The following is a 17,792-nucleotide window of genomic DNA, read 5'->3' as shown; positions in this document are numbered from 1 at the left end:
TACGGACCCCCGCCGCTTCGACGACGGGCCGAGAATTGGTCCGTAACATATGGACCGAGATGACGAAATTCTCCGATCTGGCGCTGTCGCCAAAAATTCTCAAGGCCGTTGAAGAGGCCGGATACGAAACCCCGACCCCGATTCAACAAGGTGCCATCCCCGCCGCCCTCGACGGGCGCGACGTGTTGGGCATTGCGCAAACGGGCACCGGCAAGACCGCTGGGTTCACTCTGCCAATGATCCACATGCTGGCACGTGGCCGCGCCCGCGCACGGATGCCGCGCTCGCTGGTGCTTTGCCCGACCCGCGAACTGGCCGCGCAGGTGGCCGAGAACTTTGACACCTATTCCAAGAACGTGAAGCTGACCAAGGCGCTGCTCATCGGTGGCGTAAGCTTCAAGGAACAAGACCAGCTTATCGACCGCGGCGTCGATGTTCTGATCGCCACGCCGGGCCGCCTTCTTGACCATTTCGAGCGCGGCAAGCTGTTGCTGACGGGCATCGAAATCATGGTTGTCGACGAAGCCGACCGGATGCTCGACATGGGCTTCATTCCGGATATCGAACGCATTTTCTCGCTGACGCCGTTCACCCGCCAGACGCTGTTCTTCTCCGCAACCATGGCGCCCGAGATCGAGCGGATCACGAACACGTTCCTGTCCAACCCAGTGCGGATCGAGGTCGCACGTCAGGCGACGGCCTCCGAAACGATCGCGCAGGAAGTCGTCATGTTCCGCGCCTCGCGCCGGGACCGTTCGGCGGCCGAAAAGCGCAACATATTGCGCCAGTTGATTGAACGCGAAGGGGCTGCCTGCTCTAACGCTATTGTGTTCTGCAACCGTAAATCCGACGTGGATATCGTTGCCAAGTCATTGAAAAAGCATGGGTTTGATGCGGCTCCGATCCACGGCGACCTTGAACAATCCCAGCGCACCAGAACGCTGGACCAGTTCCGCGATGGCGGTTTGCGCTTTCTTGTCGCCTCTGACGTGGCCGCCCGCGGCCTCGACATTCCGGCGGTCAGCCATGTCTTCAACTTTGACGTGCCAAGCCACTCCGAAGACTACGTGCACCGCATCGGTCGCACCGGTCGCGCGGGCCGAGATGGCAAGGCGATCATGATCTGCTCGGGGCCCGACGAAAAGCTGCTCGACCAGATCGAAAAGCTGATCGGTAAGGCGATCCCGCGTGCGGTTCTTGAAGGCAGCACGCCGGCGGCAACTGCCGAAGCCGCGCCCCAGGAAAAGCCACGCCGCACCCGTCGCAAAGCGGACGCGCCCGAAGTCACAGCAGACGCTGAAGCACCGGTTGAAAAGCCACGCCGTTCGCGCCGCAAGAAAACCGAAGAGGCTCCGGTCGAGGCCGCAGCCCCCGTCGAAGCCAGCGCCCCACCACAAGCACCGGCGCAACCCTCGCCACAGGCCCCTGCGAATACTGACTCTCCGAAAGAGCGCGAGCGTGGCGGCCGCGACCGCGACCGCGGTGGTCGGCGCAATGATGGCGGTCAGCAGAACAAAGTCGTCGGCATGGGCGACCACATGCCCAGCTTCATCGCCATGAGTTTTGACGAACGCCGTACCGGCTGAAACTGGTCAAGACCTGAAAAAACGTGGCGCGTCAAAGCCTTGGCGCGCCATTTTTTTAGTCTTTCGCCAGCCTCCTGCTCGCATCGTCCCGCCGCAATTCAGCAAAACGCACCGCGTTGATCGCGATAAGAACGACATGCAGCATGAAAATCGGCGGAAGTTCCGCCAGAATGGCGTATGTGATGAACGCAATATTGCTTGCCAATCCGAACAGCCGCAGCCAGATCATCGACCGCATCGTAAAGGTCAGCAGAACCAACAACGATGCGATATATCCGATCAAGTCAACTTTTCCGGTAATGTATGTTAGCTCGATCATCCTGCGCTGACCCCATACCTTTTGAACTGGAAATGTCCGGCGACCCCTCAGAGAAGCCGCGCACGTTCCACGGATCTGGCGCAGGAATGTTGCAGAATTGTTTGAAAGGCTTCCAGAGGTGCTTGCAAGCCTGACACGAAAGGCACAGTTCGCGTCACGTCAGGTCTGAAGCGTGCGCAAGATCTCATCGAGTGCAGCGAAATCCTCAAAACTCACATCGTGGGGGATATCTTCAATCGGACTGACCCGGATGCCGTGGACATAGATCACAAACGGCACACCGGCCCGTTTTGCAGTCTCGGCGTCCACCTCGCTATCACCAACGTAGATCCCGGTTTCCGCTCCGAGGGCGCGAAAGCAATGAAACAACGGCGCGGGATCGGGCTTGCGCAGCGGCAGGTCGTCGCCCGCCACCACAACACCGAACACATCTCCCAACCCCGCTGCCTCCAGGGTCGGCACCAGGGGCGCACGCGGCTTGTTGGTGCAAAGCCCGATGGGAACTCCCGCCGCGCGCAGACGGTCCAAAGCCGAGCGCGCGCCGGGAAACAATCGGGTGTCCAAAGCGGCCGTCTTGTAATGCGCGATGAAGCGCGGCATCAGCCGTTCCGCATCCGCCTCAGTAAACGCTGTCGCCGCGATCAGGCGCTGCATCAAGACCTTCTCGCCACTGCCGACAAAGGTGTTCACGACCGACTGCGGCAACAGCGGCTGACCCTCTTCCGCCAACAGCAAATTCACCGCCTTTGTGACATCCGGCAGACTGTCAATCAGCGTTCCATCAAGATCAAAGACAACCGGTAACATCATGCGCTCAAACGGGAAATCACAACCGTCACTTCCGGCCTCTTGCCGATCTCGTCAAGCGCGGTCTTTCTGACGATCTGGCGCAACTCTTTTTCCAAAGCCTCGTCATCAGAGAGAGTCTTGCGCTTGGCGCGCCCAACGAACTGGCCCAGATCTTCTTCCAGCACATCTACCAAGGCCGCCTTCGAACGCCCGGTTTCCGGCAACCCGGAAATCTCGACCCAAGGGTCGCCAAGCGCGTCGTTGTCCTCAAGGATCAGCGTCACCAGCACATGTCCGTTAAGCGCCATTCGAATACGGTCGCGCACCACGCCGTCCAACGCGCCGATCTGCACCGCGCCGTCCAGATACGTCCGCCCCGCCTCGATGTATTCGGCGATCTTCGGACGGTTGCCGGTCATATCCACGACCGCCCCGTTCGGCGCTACAATCGACTGCAATCCGTTGCTTTCGGCCAGTTTCGCGTGTTCGCGCAGGTGCCGGTGCTCGCCGTGCATCGGGATCACCATCTGCGGTTTGACCAATGCGTGCATCGTGTCCAGGTCAGGCCGGTTCGCATGGCCCGATACGTGATAATGCCCGCCGGAATTCTCATCGACCACGTCAACGCCCTTTTCGGAAAACGCGTTAATGATCCGCGCGACACCACGTTCATTGCCGGGAATGGTCTTCGAGGAAAACAGGAAAAGATCGCCTTCCTTCACCTCAAGTCCCAGATACTTTCCCCGACTGAGCCCCGCCGACGCCGCTCGCCGTTCGCCTTGCGAGCCCGTGACCAACAACATCAGGTTCTCGCGCGGGATATCACCTGCCTCTTCGGGGCTGACCACGGTTGGGAAATCCGTCAACACACCCGTCTCGACACTGGCCTCGACCATGCGCCGCATCGCGCGCCCTAATAGGCAAACCGAACGGCCCGCCGCCACACCCGCCTCGGCCAGGGTTTTCACCCGTGCGACGTTCGACGCAAAGGTCGTCGCAATCACCATCCCCTTGGCATCGCTCACCAATTCCGTGATCTCGGGACCAACGGTCGCCTCGGACCGCCCCGCATGAGGCGAAAACACATTGGTCGAATCGCAAACCAATGCCTTCACGCCTCCTGCCGCGATCCCGGCCCAAAGATCAGGGTCCCAAGGCTCGCCAACCAACGGCGTCCTGTCCAGCTTGAAGTCGCCGGTGTGCACGATGCGCCCCGCCGGCGTGTCGATCACCAAAGACGAGCTTTCCGGAATCGAATGGCTGATCGGCGCAAAGCCGACCGAAAACGGCCCGTACTTGCGCGTATCGGGCCATGGCTCGACCACGTTGATTGCCTTCTCATCGCCGCCATGCTCGGACAGTTTGCGCGCCGCATGGTGCGCCGTGAAACGCCGCGCATAGATCGGCGCACGCAAGCGATGCCAAAGGTGGCCGACCGCGCCCACATGGTCTTCATGCGCATGAGTGATAAAGATGCCTTCGATCCGATCCCGCCGTGCTTCCAGCCATTCCACATCCGCAAAAATCAGGTCCACTCCGGGCGAACCTTCCATCTCGGGAAAGGTTACCCCAAGATCCACGACGATCAGCCGTTCCTTGTCCGGCGCGCCCCATCCGTAGACATAGGCATTCATTCCAATTTCACCGGCCCCGCCCAAGGCGAGATATATCAGCCGCTCGTTACTCATTTATTTTCCTTGTTAAAGCGATGAATGACCGTCAGGCCAAACATCGTCAAATCGTCTTCGACCGTGTCGAAAAGCATGTCACCTTTGGCAAAGAGCGGCGCAAGACCTCCGGTGCCGATCACCTTCATCGGCGCGCCGTATTCCGCCTTGATGCGCGCGGTGATCCCTTCGATCAGGCCCGTATAGCCCCAAAAGACACCGGATTGAATGCATTCCACCGTATTGGTGCCGATGACTTTTTCGGGTTGCGTAATGTCCACATGCGGCAAGGCCGCAGCCCCCGCAGCCAGGGCTTCCAGGCTCAGGTTCACACCCGGCGCTATCACGCCCCCCACATAAGCGCCATCCTCGGCCACCACATCGAAATTCGTCGCTGTGCCGAAATCAACGACCACGGCATTGCCACCGTGGCGACGAAACGCACCCGCGGCATTCGCCAGACGATCAGGTCCAGGGCGCACGCCCTCATCTACCCGCGACGGCACCGGCAACAAACACTCGGGCTTGCCGACCACCAACGGGCGGCACCCGAAATACCGATCGCACAGCACGCGCAGATTGAACACAACCCGCGGCACCGTGGATGAAATCACCACTTCGTCGATCACCACTTCCTGCAATCCCTTGGCGGCCATCAAGGTCGACAACCAGACGAAATACTGGTCGGCGGTACGCTGATGCTCGGTCGACGCGCGCCACGTGCCGATAAACGCCTGACCGTCCCAGATCGAGAACACCGTGTTCGTGTTGCCTGTATCGATACAGAGGAGCATCCCAGCCCTCCTTTCCTTAGAAATAAACGTCTGCCGCCGGGATCGTCACCCGTCCTTTGGGCGTCAAAAGCACAAGATGCCCCGCCTCGTCCACCGTCTCGAAAGTGCCCATCACCTCGCCTTTCGAGGTTCGCGCCGTGATTACCTCACCAAGACGCGCCGCATGCTTCAGCCATTTCTCCCGGATGTGAGCAAACCCGAACTCCTGCAATAGCCGCTCCTCGGTGGCGAAATTCGACGCCAGCAATGACAGAAACTCATCCCCGTCACAGGCCTCGCCCCCCTCACCCACAAGCGAAACAGGCGGAAAATCGGTGCGCCCCACATCCCCCGGCACGGTCATCAGGTTCACGCCGATCCCTACCGACAACCACTCGATGACTCCGCCCCGCCCGGTGCTCTCCAGCAGAATACCGGCCACCTTGCCACCATTCAAAAGCACATCATTCGGCCACTTCAACGACAAAGCATCCCGGTCCACCTTCATCGCCAGAGCCTCGAACAAGGCATTGGCGGCTGCAAACGACCGCAAAGCCGCGGACGCCGGCGATCCGCCCGGCTTCATCACGAAAGTCGCGGCGAAATTTCCTGCAGGATTGGACCAGACCTTGCCGCGCCGCCCCCGCGCCGCCGTCTGATGCCGCGCCATGATCCATGTGGGTCGCGCCAAGGAAGACGCCCGCCGCGCCGCCTCGGCCATCGTGCTGTCGACCTCATCCAACACAATGCGGTCAACCCCCTCGGGCCAGGGCAACGGCTCCCGCGTCACGACAACAGCTTTCTTTTTGGCAAAAATATCCTGGGGGTCTGGGGGTGAAACCCCCAGCGGATCGCGCCAAAGGCGCGAAACCGCCCCCTAGTTGACAAGCGTCGCCGCCGCAGCTTCCGCAACCGCCTCGACCCCAAAGAGGTTCACAACCCCCAAAACCATGATCGCCGCCGATGCCACAAGAAAGCCCGACAATATCGGCGAAGCGCCCGCATCCAGCTCGCTGTCTTCCGCGCCGAAATACATTAGATACACAATGCGCAGATAATAGAACGCACCGATCACTGACGCGATCACACCGGCCACTGCCAGCCAGCCAAGGCCTGCGTCCACCGCCGCCAAAAGCACGTAATACTTGCCGAAGAACCCGACCAAAGGCGGCACACCCGCCAGCGAGAACAACAAAACAAGCATCGCCAGTGCCTTCAACGGATCACGCCGTGAATATTGGGACAAGGACGCAATCGTCACCACGGGCGCGCCATCCTTTTCCATCGACATGATAAAGGCGAATGTCCCGATATTCATTGTGATATAGATCGCCATATAGACCAGCATCGCCTGCACGCCAAAAGCCGTGCCAGCCGCCAGACCCATCAGGGCAAAGCCCATATGCGCAATCGACGAATAGGCCATCAGGCGCTTGATATTGGTCTGTCCGATCGCCGCCACAGCGCCCAGATACATCGAGGCCACAGACAGAAAAGCCAGGATCTGCTGCCAGTCCCCGACGATCCCACCGAAGGCGTCATGCACAACCCGCGCAAACAGCCCCATCGCGGCCATCTTCGGCGCGGTTGCAAAGAACGCGGTGATCGGCGTCGGCGCACCTTCGTACACATCCGGCGTCCACATGTGGAACGGTGCTGCCGAGACCTTGAACGCCAGACCGGCCGAGATGAACGCCAATCCAAACAGCAGCCCCAAAGGCAGTTCGCCTTGCGCCGCCTCGATGATCCCGCTGAACAACGTCGTCCCTGCAAAGCCATAGGTCAGCGATGCCCCGTAAAGCAACAGACCCGACGACAAGGCGCCCAGCACGAAATACTTCAGACCGGCTTCCGTCGACTTCACGCTGTCACGACGCAAGGACGCGACAACATACAAAGCCAGCGATTGCAGCTCCAAGCCCATGTAAAGCGCGATCAGATCACCCGCCGAGACCATCATCATCATGCCGACAGCCGCCAGCGCGATCAGCAAAGGATACTCGAACCGCAACAATCCGCGCCGCTGCATATAGCCTTCGCTCATCAACAGGATCGCCGCCGCCGACAAAAGCACCGTCACCTTGGCAAAACGCGCAAATCCGTCGTCGATGAACATGCCGCCGAATGCCACCGCGCGACCCGCCCCCTGCAGGCCGATCCATGCCGCCAGCGCCACCATCAGCGCACTTGTCGTCCAGACCAGCATCGGCGCGGTCTTGTCTTTGCCGCCATAGGCTCCGACCATCAGACCGGCCATCGCAAACAGCGACAGGATAATCTCGGGCAGAATTACTGAAAGATCACCGGGTTGCATCAGTTGCCCCCTCCGTTGGCCGCGATCATGTTTTCGGCGGCGTAATCAGCCAGCGCGGTCTCATAGCCACCCAGGAGGTTGGCCACGGACGGGCTGATAATATCAATGACAAGGGCCGGATAGACCCCCAAAAGCAGCGTCATCACGATCAGCGGCGCGAATATCCAGCGCTCGCGCGAGGTCATGTCGGTGATCGACTTCAGGCTTTCCTTGATGAGATCCCCCATCACCACCCGACGATACAGCCAAAGCGCATAGCCTGCCGACAGGATCACACCCGTCGTCGCGACCGCGGCCACCCATGTGTTCGCCTGGAACATGCCGACAAGTGTCAGGAATTCACCTACGAAACCGGACGTTCCCGGCAGGCCAACGTTTGCCATCGTAAACAGCATGAAGACCAGCGCATAGGCCGGCATCCGGTTCACCAGACCGCCATAGGCGTCGATCTCGCGCGTGTGCATCCGGTCATAGATCACGCCAACACACAGGAACAACGCGCCCGAGATAAACCCGTGGCTGATCATCTGAAAGATCGCCCCGTCCAGCCCCTGCTGGTTCGCCGCAAAGATACCTGCTGTCACGAACCCCATGTGTGCCACGGATGAATAAGCGATCAGCTTCTTCATATCTTCCTGCATCAGAGCCACCAGCGAGGTGTAGACAATCGCAATCGCCGACAGCCACAGCACGAAGTCCGCCAGCAAATCAGACGCAATCGGGAACATCGGCAGGCTGAAACGCAAAAAGCCATATCCGCCCATTTTCAACAGGATCGCAGCCAGCACGACCGAGCCCGCCGTCGGGGCCTGCACGTGCGCGTCCGGCAACCACGTATGCACCGGCCACATCGGCATTTTCACCGCGAAAGACGCGAAGAACGCCAGCCACAACAGCGTCTGCAAGCCGCCGATGATCGTAAAGCCCCAGACGTCCAGCACCTTGGACGAGAAGTTGTGGCGCAACAGGGCCGCGATATCCGTCGTGCCCGCGTCCACATACATCGCGATCATCGCGACCAGCATCAGGACCGAGCCGAAGAAGGTATAAAGGAAGAACTTGAAAGATGCGTAAACCCGCTCCTTGCCGCCCCAGATGCCGATGATCAGGAACATCGGGATCAGACCGCCTTCGAAGAACAGATAGAACAGCACCAGATCCAGCGCGCAGAATACGCCAAGCATCAGCGTTTCCAGCACGAGGAAGGCAATCATGTATTCCTTCACCCGGTGCGTCACATCCCAGCACGCCAGAATAACCAGCGGCATCAGGAAAGTGGTCAGCATGACGAACAGGATCGAAATCCCGTCCACACCCATCTTGTAGGTCAGACCGAGAATCCATTCGCTCTCTTCCACAAACTGGAAGTCCGGGTTCGACGCATCAAAGCCCGTCAGCAGGAACAAGGACGCCAGGAACGACGCCGTGGTCGCCGCCAGAGCCAGCCACTTGGCATTGGCCTGCGCCGCCGCATCTTCACCACGCAGGAACAGCGCCATGATCGCCGCACCGATCAGCGGAATGAAAGTGACAATCGAAAGGAGGTTGTCGAAAAGCATTATTCAGCTCCCCCCGACAGCGTCATCCATGTGATCAGAAACGCGATCCCGATCACCATCCAGAAGGCGTAAGTGAAGATGTATCCCGACTGCGCCCGTCCGGCGAGCCGCGTGAAAAACGGCACAACGCCCATCGCCAGCCCATTGAGGCCTCCGTCGATGACATTGCCGTCGCCCTTCTTCCACAGGAACCGGCCCAGCCACATCGCAGGCTTCACGAACAGGAAGTCGTAAATCTCGTCCACGTACCATTTGTTCAGCAGGAACTGATACAGATGCTTCTGGTTTTCAGCCAGTTTCCCCGGCCAGTCGGGCTGGCGGATATAGAATTGATAAGCCGTCAGGAAACCGATCAGCATCGCAAAGAACGGGCTCAGTTTGACCCAAACCGGTACGTAATGCGCATCGTGCAACACGTGATTGTCCGGCGCGCGATACAAGGCGCCCTGCCCCGGAACGGCCGCCACAGCGTCGTGGTCGTCCTTGGCTTCGCCATGAGTATCATCGGCGGTCTCGGTCGCAGCGTAGGCCGCTCCGATCATCAGAACCTGCGCGTGCTCTTCCGACTTCGTGACGCCAAAGAACTTGTCGACCGCTTCCTCGCTGCCAAAGAATGGCTTGTACCAGACCATGCCCGCAAAAATCGCCCCGATCGCCAGCACGCCCAAGGGTGCCACCATGGTCATCGGGCTTTCATGCGCGTGCTCATGGGTATGCTTGTCGCCGCGCGGCTCGCCGTAAAACGTCATGAACATCAGGCGCCAGCTGTAGAAACTGGTGAACAGCGCCGCCACGACCAGTGACCAGAACGCAAAGCGCGCCGCAGGATCGGTCGCCGCAAAGGCGCTCTCGATGATCGCATCCTTGGACACGAACCCGGCAAAACCGACCGGGAACCCGATATAGAGCAACGGAATACCCACGCCCGTAATCGCCAGCGTGCCGATCATCATCGCCCAGAATGTGTAAGGCATCTTGTGGCGCAGACCGCCATAGTTTCGCATGTCCTGCTCGTGGTGCATCCCGTGGATCACGGATCCGGCCCCAAGGAACAACATCGCCTTGAAGAACGCGTGCGTCAGAAGGTGGAACATCGCGACGGAATAAACTCCGACGCCAGCGGCCACGAACATGTACCCAAGCTGCGAACAGGTCGAATAGGCGATAACGCGTTTGATATCGTTCTGAACCAGACCCACGGTCGCGGCAAAAAACGCCGTGACCGCGCCCATGATGATGATGAAGTTCGTCGCCATTGGCGCGAATTCCATCAGCGGAGACATCCGGCAGACAAGGAACACACCCGCCGTCACCATGGTCGCGGCGTGGATCAGAGCCGACACGGGCGTCGGGCCTTCCATCGCGTCCGGCAGCCATGTGTGCAGGATGAACTGCGCAGACTTGCCCATCGCGCCGATGAACAGCAGCACGCAAATCAGCTCAATCGCATTCCACTCGGTCCAAAGAAAGCTGATCTTCGCCTCGGCCAACTCAGGAGCAGCGGCGAAAATATCGTCAAAGCGGATCGAGTCGACCATGAAGAAGATCGCGAAAATGCCCAGAGCAAAGCCAAAGTCACCCACACGGTTGACCACAAACGCCTTGATCGCCGCGGCATTCGCGCTTGGCTTGCGGAAGTAAAAGCCGATCAACAAATAGGACGCCAGGCCCACGCCTTCCCAGCCAAAGAACATCTGCACAAGGTTGTCGGCTGTCACCAGCATCAGCATCGCGAAGGTAAAGAACGACAGATAGGCAAAGAAGCGCGGGCGATAGCTTTCCTTTGCGTCGTCGAAATTCTCGTCGTGCGCCATGTAGCCGAAGGAATAAAGGTGCACGAGTGCCGAGACGGACGTAATCACGATCAACATGATCGCCGTCAGCCGGTCCAGCCGAATGGCCCAGTCCGTCGACAAAGACCCTGACTCGATCCAACGCAAAATCTGAATTTGCTGCGTTTCGCCGTTGAACGTCAGGAACACGATCCACGACAGGAAACACGCAAGGAACAAGAAGCCAGTCGCCGTATACTGCGCGGCCTTCTCACCGATAAGCTTCCAGCCAAACCCGCAGATCAAAGCACCGACAAGCGGAGAGAAAAGGATGATGGTTTCCATGTCCCTTACCCCTTCATCACGTTGACGTCTTCAACGTCAATCGTGCCGCGGTTTCTAAAGAAGCAGACGAGGATCGCCAGACCAATCGCGGCCTCAGCCGCAGCAACCGTCAGAACGAACAGCGTGAACACCTGACCCGTGAGGTCCGCCAGATACGCCGAAAAGGCCACCAGATTGATGTTCACCGCCAAAAGCATCAGCTCGATCGACATCAACAGAATGATGACGTTCTTCCTGTTCAGAAAGATGCCGAAGATCCCAATGACGAACAGCGTCGCCGCCACCGTGAGATAATGTTCAAGTCCGATCATAGGCTACTTTCCGTCTTTCATCTCATCACACCACAGGCGGTCGCGGCGATCATCGCGCGCGCATCGCTCAGGGTAATTTCCGTCATCTCGGGGGCGTCGACGCGCGGGCTCAATTCGCCGGCACTTGGCCCCGTGGCGATCTCGCCCACCGCCAGGGGTGCGCAGCTTATCAGCCACAAGGTTGCGCCGGTGCCGCCCGTCAGTTGCTCGGTGGTCGCCTCGATCAAGCCGTTGTCACGGCGAAAGGCGTTTATCAATGTGAATGAAGTGTCGGTGCCGGGGATCGAAATGGTGGTCGTGTCGGTCGGGGTCGCGTCGGTTGAAGCGTCTTCTACCGCTTCCACAACACCCTCTTGCACGGCGTCGGTTGCTTCTTCCACCGTCTCGACGACCTCGGCCACGGTGTCTTCGACAGCCTCGACAGCCTCGGCCACATCCGCGACAGCCTCTTCGACCTCATCCGCCGCAGCGTCAGCCGCGTCAGCGGCCTCTTCCACCACGTCCGCAACCGGGTCACTGATCTCGGGTGCTTCCTCGACGGCCTCTTCAGCGGTTTCCTCGACAGCTTCGGTCACCGGCGCGGCATCGGCACCGATCTCGGGCAGCACGACATCCGGCGCAACCGCCACGACGTCATCGCCCGCCTGCCAATTGAACCATAGCGCCGCCACCAGCAAACCCGCCAGCGCCCAGATTGCAAACCGGAAGATGTTGCGAAATGCCGTGAATATGCCGCCGCGTTGCGCCATGAATTACAGACCCTGCCCCGGCTTGATGTCCTTCATAACCATCGCCTTTCCGGGATCGCGGTACATTTGCTGCAACGGATCCTGCCGCTTGACGTCGACCCGATGCCGCAGCGTCAGGACAATCGCCCCGATCATCGCCACCAACAGGATCAGACCCGACAACTGGAACAACAGGAAATACTGATCGTAAAGCACCAGACCAAGCGCCTGAGTGTTATGCTCACCGCCACCCGCAATCGCGTCCGGCACCGTTCCGATCTCGACTCCCTCAGCCGTCTTCCAGACGCCGAAAGCAATCGCCAACTGCATCATCAAGACCAGACCGATCATCAGTGACAACGGCAGATACTTCGTCATTTCCGCCTTCAATTCCGCGAAATCGACATCCAGCATCATCACCACGAACAGGAACAACACCGCCACCGCGCCGACGTAAACGATGATCAACAGCATCGCCACGAACTCAGCACCCAACAGCACGAACAACCCCGCCGCCGACAGGAACGCCAGAATCAGCCACAACACCGAATGCACCGGGTTGCGCGAGATCACCGTGAAAAACCCGCCCGTCACACAGGACAAAGCGAACAGGTAGAAGGCAAAAACAGTCGCGGTCATCAGTCCTCCCCGCCTTCGGCATCCATCACCGAACTGGCAAGTTCCATCGCTTTGGTCATTGCAGGTACGCCGCCGAACACACCGACCAATGCGATGGTCTCCGCGATCTCCTGCTTGGTCGCGCCTGCTTCGATCGCGTGGCGCACTGTCATTCTGATCTGAGCTTCGGCCTGCGCACCCAAAATCGTCAGTGCCCCCAACGTCAGCAAAAGCTTGGTCTTGGAATCCAATCCCTCGGGATTGAACGTCTTACCCATGATGCCTTCCATTACATCCTTCGGCATCGTCGGCCAGAGGGCCTCGAAACCTTTCGGCGTAAAGGATTCCAATGCCGGGTTGAGCGATTTCGCCCAGTCCTGGCTCATTTTCATCATGGCCTCGAAAGGGTTGTTTGGATCTGTCATCGGTATGGCGCATCTATTTCAAGGTTGCGGGCAATCTCGGCTTCCCAGCGTTCGCCGTTGTCCAGAAGCTTGGCCTTGTCGTAGAAAAGCTCCTCGCGCGTTTCGGTCGAAAACTCGAAATTCGGCCCCTCGACAATCGCATCCACCGGACAGGCTTCCTGACAGAAACCGCAGTAGATGCACTTGGTCATGTCGATGTCATAGCGCGTCGTGCGGCGCGACCCGTCATCGCGCGGCTCGGCATCAATCGTAATCGCCTGCGCGGGACAAACCGCTTCGCACAGCTTGCAGGCAATGCAGCGTTCCTCGCCGTTCGGATAACGACGCAACGCATGCTCGCCGCGAAAACGCGGGCTCAGATAGCCCTTTTCATGCGGGTAGTTGATCGTGGCCTTCGGCGCGAAGAAATACTTCAACCCCAATTTGAAGCCATTCAGCATGTCCAGCAGCAGGAAATACCGTCCCGCCCTGTTCCAGTCGATTTGGGTCATGACTTACCCTCCCACGGCCCAGCGGGCATAGGCGCCGCCGAACAGCTCAAATTTTGCAAAGAACGCCACCAGGACCACCCAGATCAGCGAGAACGGCAAGAACCATTTCCAGCCCAGACGCATCAGCTGGTCATAGCGATAGCGTGGCACGATCGCCTTCACCATCGCGAAGATGAAGAAGAAGAACGCCATCTTGGCGACCATCCACAACGGGCTGTCCGGGATGAATGGGATCGGGGACAACCAGCCGCCGAAGAACAACAGGGACATCAGCGCGCACATCAGGAAAATCGCGATGTACTCACCGGCCATGAATAACAGGAACGGCGTCGAGGAATATTCCACCTGATAGCCTGCGACCAGTTCCGACTCCGCCTCCGGCAAGTCGAAGGGTGGCCGGTTCGTTTCCGCCAAGGCGCTGATAAAGAACAGGAAAACCATCGGAAAATGCGGCAGCCAGTACCAGCTGAAGATGCCCCAGTTACCATCCTGCGCCTGTACGATATCACCGAAATTCATCGACCCAGTAGTCAGGATCACACCGATGATGATCAGACCCAGCGAGACCTCATAGGAAATCATCTGCGCGGCCGAGCGAAGAGAGCCAAGGAATGGATACTTCGAGTTCGACGCCCATCCACCCATGATAACGCCGTAAACCTCAAGCGATGAAATCGCGAAAACATAAAGGATCGCAACGTTCAGATCGGCCAGCACCCATGTGTCACTGAATGGGATCACCGCCCAGGCGATCATCGCAAGAACGAAAGACGTCATCGGTGCCAGAATAAATACGGGTCGATCCGCGCCCGCCGGGATCACGATCTCTTTGACGACGTATTTCAACGCGTCGGCAACCGTCTGCAGAATGCCCCAAGGGCCCACCACGTTCGGTCCGCGCCGCATCTGGACAGCTGCCCAGATCTTCCGGTCGCCGTAGACCAGGAACAACAGTGAGACCATCACAAAACCGATGACCAAAAGCACCTGTGCCATGACGGTCACCAGAATGCCCAGAGGTGTGCTCAGAAAGTCAGCCATGCGTCCCCAACTTTTTCGTTCCTTTGGACGATGTTACGTCCCGTTCTTTGAACATGTCTTATAAACAGCATCCGGGCCCAAAGAACCAGACCCGGCGCCGCCTTATTCTGCCGCCAGTTTCCCGGCTTTCCGCTCGCGCGCCCCGGCCTGCAACTCGCCCATCAAAGGCGCAGCCCGCAGGATCGGGTTCGTCAGATAGTGATCCTTCACCACCGCGTGGAAGTCACCGTCAGCCGTATTTGTGTTCTGAACCGGCACCCATTCGTTCTGTGGCACCTGATCGATTTCCTTCAGATGCGGTGCCGCCTCGACCATCCTGGCACGCAGTTGCGCCAGTGAATCATACGGCAACGTCGCGCCCAGTTCAGCCGACAACGCCCGAAGGATCGCCCAGCTTTCCTTGGCCTGTCCCGGAGGGAACGACGCGCGCAGCGCAAGCTGTGGCCGCCCTTCGGTGTTGACGAACAGCCCGTTTTCTTCGGTCCATGCGGCACTTGGCAGCACGATATCCGCACGATGCGCACCGCGGTCGCCGTGGCTGCCCTGATAGATCACCGTGGCACCCGCCGCGATCTCGATTTCGTCCGCGCCCAGATTGTAAACAACATCGGCTCCGTCCAATGCCGCCGACACGCCACCCTCGGTCACCGCCCCCACATCCATCGCGCCAACGCGCGACGCCGCCGTGTGAAGCACAAGGAGTTTCGACTCGGTCTTTTCGGCAAACGCCATCGCATCGGCCAAGGCACCATCGCTCAAAAGCGCGCCCATGCCGACGATCACAAGCGAATTGCGTCCCAAAGCGTCCGTCGGATCACCATCACGCAGGGCCCGCAAACCATCGCGGCCAGTGCCCAGATGGAAATAATCATAAGTCAGATCAACCGCTTCACCGACGACACCAACCTTGGCCCCTTTGGCCCAGGCCTTGCGGATCCGGGCGTTCAGCACAGGCGCTTCGGCCCGTGGGTTCGCGCCGACCAGCATGATCGCTTCAGCCGTATCGATATCCTCGATTGCCGCCGTCCCGGCATAACCCGACCGGTTCCCGACAGGCAGATCAGCGCCGTCAACACGGCACTCGACCGAGCCGCCCTGACCCTCGATCAATTCCTTCAAAGCAAACGCCGCTTCAACCGGAGCCAGATCACCGATCAGCCCGGCAACTTTCTTGCCCGACATCGCCGCCGCAGCAGCGCCTAGCGCTTCCGGCCAGCTCGCTGCGCGCAACTTGCCATTCTCGCGAATGTAAGGCGTGTCCAACCGCTGACGCCTCAAACCGTCCCAGGCATAACGCGACTTGTCCGACAACCATTCTTCGTTCACGCCATCATGATTGCGCGGCAAGATCCGCATGACTTCGCGTCCCTTGGTGTCGACCCGAATATTCGACCCAAGCGCGTCCATCACATCGATTGTCTCGGTCTTCGTCAGCTCCCACGGACGCGCCGTGAACGCATAAGGCTTCGACGTCAAAGCCCCCACGGGGCAAAGATCAACGATATTGCCCTGCAACTCGCTATCCAGCGTCTGCCCCAGATATGAAGTAATCTCGGAATCCTCACCACGGCCCGTCTGCCCCAACTCGGGCATGCCCGCGACTTCGGTGATAAACCGCACACACCGCGTACACGAAATACAGCGCGTCATGGCGGTGCCGACCAAAGGCCCCAAATCCATGTTGTCCGAAGCCCGCTTGGGTTCCCGATAGCGCGAGAAATCCACGCCGTAAGCCATCGCCTGATCCTGCAAATCGCACTCGCCGCCCTGATCGCAAATCGGGCATTCCAGCGGGTGGTTGATCAGCAGAAACTCCATCACGCCTTCGCGCGCCTTCTTCACCATCGGAGACTTGGTCTTCACGACAGGCGGCTGCCCTTCCGGGCCGGGGCGCAAATCCTTGACCTGCATCGCACAGGACGCGGCGGGCTTTGGCGGCCCGCCCACAACTTCGACCAGACACATCCGGCAGTTGCCCGCGATGGACAAACGCTCGTGATAGCAGAATCTCGGAATTTCGATCCCGGCCTGCTCGCAGGCCTGAATCAGCGTCAGTGCCGGATCAACTTCGACTTCCTTGTCGTCGATGATGATCTTTCTCAGATCGGACATTAGACTTCGGTTCCCTTAGGTTCCGCCGCCTCGCGTCCGGGCGACGTGTCATTTTGCGCGAAGCAGGCGACCTGCCGCACTGTTCTTGGCTATTTCTTCGCGGCCAACAGTGCAATACCCTTGCGGCGTTTCGGCCGTGGCGCCCCGTTTCGCCAGATCGGCTTCAATACGCCCCTTAAGCTTTTGTTTTTCCTCGCGATTGTCCGTCAATTCCTCAATCTGAGCAGGGGTATAGCCCGCATCCAGCGCGTATTTTTCCAAGGCTTTGAGGTAATTGTATGCCCGCAAATAGCGCGGCGCGATCTCGTCGCAGTTGCGACGCACGATGTCTGCAAGGCCCATCGCATAAAAGCCCGAGACCACGGTGCGGTTTTGATGCAATGGCTCAAGCGCTGCCACAGGCGTCGATATCGACACCGCGACAGCCAGAATTCCCAGCTTTTTAACAAATTCGTTCACGTTTTACCTGCTCGTTTTTCGACAATCCGGGTCCCGCTCCCCGCTTGTCCACCTTGATATAGAACGCTTGCCTGCAAATGTTGAGGCCGCCATCACGAAGTGACACACAATCCCCAGAATGTGAGCGTTTTCCTGCCGTGCGCCAGCAGATACCAATCGCCTAATCATCTGATATGGTTGAATTTCACGCCATTCAAGGCTGTCCGGAAAGCCCGTGAAGTACGTTACGCCTCATGACGGATTCGTCTTTACCGGCGCCTGTCACGCAGCGGATGAACACCCCGTCCGGCCTTGCGCAGAAACGCGCCCGCCATCACCAGTCCGACAAATCCCAGACCCACCACGGGTCCCCATGCCCAAACCGGCAAAAGGTCAGCCCGCAGCGCCGAAACCGCGCCCCACAAGGGCACGCCGATCAAGATCAATGTCAGAAAGGCCCCCAGGGCACTCAGAAATCCGTCCCAGAAACGGATCATCCGCCTG

18 protein-coding genes are annotated in these 17,792 nt (G+C 59.2%); 1 reads left to right on the top strand and 17 read right to left on the bottom strand.

Features of this window, described 5'->3' with window-relative positions:
• The first annotated feature begins 59 nt into the window (after positions 1-59).
• Entirely contained in the window at positions 60-1,586 is a 1,527-nt protein-coding gene (locus BOA8489_RS12220; protein ID WP_093974315.1) for a DEAD/DEAH box helicase, read from the top strand.
• Positions 1,587-1,641: 55 nt separating this feature from the next.
• On the opposite strand, the gene BOA8489_RS12215 is transcribed toward BOA8489_RS12220, so the two are convergent.
• The 17 genes from BOA8489_RS12215 to BOA8489_RS12135 form a co-directional block, all read right to left on the bottom strand.
• Positions 1,642-1,905 carry a hypothetical protein gene (locus tag BOA8489_RS12215; RefSeq protein ID WP_093974314.1) on the bottom strand — a complete coding sequence of 88 codons (264 nt, stop codon included), beginning with the start codon at positions 1,903-1,905 and terminating at the stop codon, positions 1,642-1,644.
• A gap of 159 nt (positions 1,906-2,064) precedes the next feature.
• Positions 2,065-2,715 (bottom strand): phosphoglycolate phosphatase, encoded by a 651-nt coding sequence (gene gph, locus BOA8489_RS12210; protein ID WP_245813815.1) that lies wholly within the window; start codon positions 2,713-2,715, stop codon positions 2,065-2,067.
• Positions 2,712-4,382 carry a ribonuclease J gene (locus BOA8489_RS12205; protein WP_093974313.1) on the bottom strand — a complete coding sequence of 557 codons (1,671 nt, stop codon included), beginning with the start codon at positions 4,380-4,382 and terminating at the stop codon, positions 2,712-2,714. The genes gph and BOA8489_RS12205 overlap by 4 nt, the downstream gene beginning before the upstream one ends.
• Positions 4,379-5,155, bottom strand: coding sequence for a type III pantothenate kinase (locus tag BOA8489_RS12200; RefSeq protein WP_093974312.1), 777 nt, complete (start codon positions 5,153-5,155; stop codon positions 4,379-4,381). The genes BOA8489_RS12205 and BOA8489_RS12200 overlap by 4 nt, the downstream gene beginning before the upstream one ends.
• 16 nt (positions 5,156-5,171) lie before the next feature.
• On the bottom strand, positions 5,172-5,924 hold the full coding sequence (locus tag BOA8489_RS12195; protein WP_093974311.1) for a biotin--[acetyl-CoA-carboxylase] ligase: 753 nt from the start codon (positions 5,922-5,924) through the stop codon (positions 5,172-5,174).
• A gap of 87 nt (positions 5,925-6,011) precedes the next feature.
• Complete coding sequence (gene nuoN / locus BOA8489_RS12190) at positions 6,012-7,448, bottom strand: NADH-quinone oxidoreductase subunit NuoN (protein WP_093974310.1); 1,437 nt, start codon at positions 7,446-7,448, stop codon at positions 6,012-6,014.
• Positions 7,448-9,007: an NADH-quinone oxidoreductase subunit M gene (locus BOA8489_RS12185; protein WP_093974309.1), complete on the bottom strand. Its 1,560-nt coding sequence runs from the start codon at positions 9,005-9,007 to the stop codon at positions 7,448-7,450. The genes nuoN and BOA8489_RS12185 overlap by 1 nt, the downstream gene beginning before the upstream one ends.
• Positions 9,007-11,124, bottom strand: coding sequence for an NADH-quinone oxidoreductase subunit L (gene nuoL / locus BOA8489_RS12180; protein ID WP_093974308.1), 2,118 nt, complete (start codon positions 11,122-11,124; stop codon positions 9,007-9,009). Before nuoL ends, BOA8489_RS12185 begins: the two co-directional genes overlap by 1 nt.
• A gap of 5 nt (positions 11,125-11,129) precedes the next feature.
• Positions 11,130-11,435, bottom strand: a complete 306-nt coding sequence (nuoK, locus tag BOA8489_RS12175) for an NADH-quinone oxidoreductase subunit NuoK (protein WP_093974307.1) — start codon at positions 11,433-11,435, stop codon at positions 11,130-11,132.
• A gap of 17 nt (positions 11,436-11,452) precedes the next feature.
• Positions 11,453-12,184 (bottom strand): hypothetical protein, encoded by a 732-nt coding sequence (locus BOA8489_RS12170; RefSeq protein WP_093974306.1) that lies wholly within the window; start codon positions 12,182-12,184, stop codon positions 11,453-11,455.
• Between the two features lie 3 nt (positions 12,185-12,187).
• The gene (locus tag BOA8489_RS12165; protein ID WP_093974305.1) at positions 12,188-12,802 is read right to left on the bottom strand and encodes an NADH-quinone oxidoreductase subunit J; all 615 of its coding nucleotides are present in this window, start codon (positions 12,800-12,802) and stop codon (positions 12,188-12,190) included.
• Positions 12,802-13,206, bottom strand: a complete 405-nt coding sequence (locus BOA8489_RS12160; RefSeq protein WP_093974304.1) for a carboxymuconolactone decarboxylase family protein — start codon at positions 13,204-13,206, stop codon at positions 12,802-12,804. The genes BOA8489_RS12165 and BOA8489_RS12160 overlap by 1 nt, the downstream gene beginning before the upstream one ends.
• Entirely contained in the window at positions 13,203-13,697 is a 495-nt protein-coding gene (gene nuoI, locus BOA8489_RS12155) for an NADH-quinone oxidoreductase subunit NuoI (RefSeq protein WP_093974303.1), read from the bottom strand. The genes BOA8489_RS12160 and nuoI overlap by 4 nt, the downstream gene beginning before the upstream one ends.
• A 3-nt stretch (positions 13,698-13,700) precedes the next feature.
• Positions 13,701-14,738 carry an NADH-quinone oxidoreductase subunit NuoH gene (gene nuoH, locus BOA8489_RS12150; RefSeq protein ID WP_093974302.1) on the bottom strand — a complete coding sequence of 346 codons (1,038 nt, stop codon included), beginning with the start codon at positions 14,736-14,738 and terminating at the stop codon, positions 13,701-13,703.
• 102 nt (positions 14,739-14,840) lie between these two features.
• The gene (gene nuoG / locus BOA8489_RS12145) at positions 14,841-16,850 is read right to left on the bottom strand and encodes an NADH-quinone oxidoreductase subunit NuoG (protein WP_093974301.1); all 2,010 of its coding nucleotides are present in this window, start codon (positions 16,848-16,850) and stop codon (positions 14,841-14,843) included.
• Between the two features lie 48 nt (positions 16,851-16,898).
• The gene (locus BOA8489_RS12140) at positions 16,899-17,309 is read right to left on the bottom strand and encodes a DUF5333 domain-containing protein (protein ID WP_093974300.1); all 411 of its coding nucleotides are present in this window, start codon (positions 17,307-17,309) and stop codon (positions 16,899-16,901) included.
• A 248-nt stretch (positions 17,310-17,557) separates the two neighbouring features.
• Complete coding sequence (locus BOA8489_RS12135) at positions 17,558-17,785, bottom strand: hypothetical protein (protein ID WP_093974299.1); 228 nt, start codon at positions 17,783-17,785, stop codon at positions 17,558-17,560.
• Positions 17,786-17,792: the final 7 nt, after the last annotated feature.

This window comes from Boseongicola aestuarii (assembly GCF_900184815.1).
Lineage (GTDB): Bacteria > Pseudomonadota > Alphaproteobacteria > Rhodobacterales > Rhodobacteraceae > Boseongicola > Boseongicola aestuarii.
This window is presented reverse-complemented; position numbering and strand designations above follow the sequence as displayed.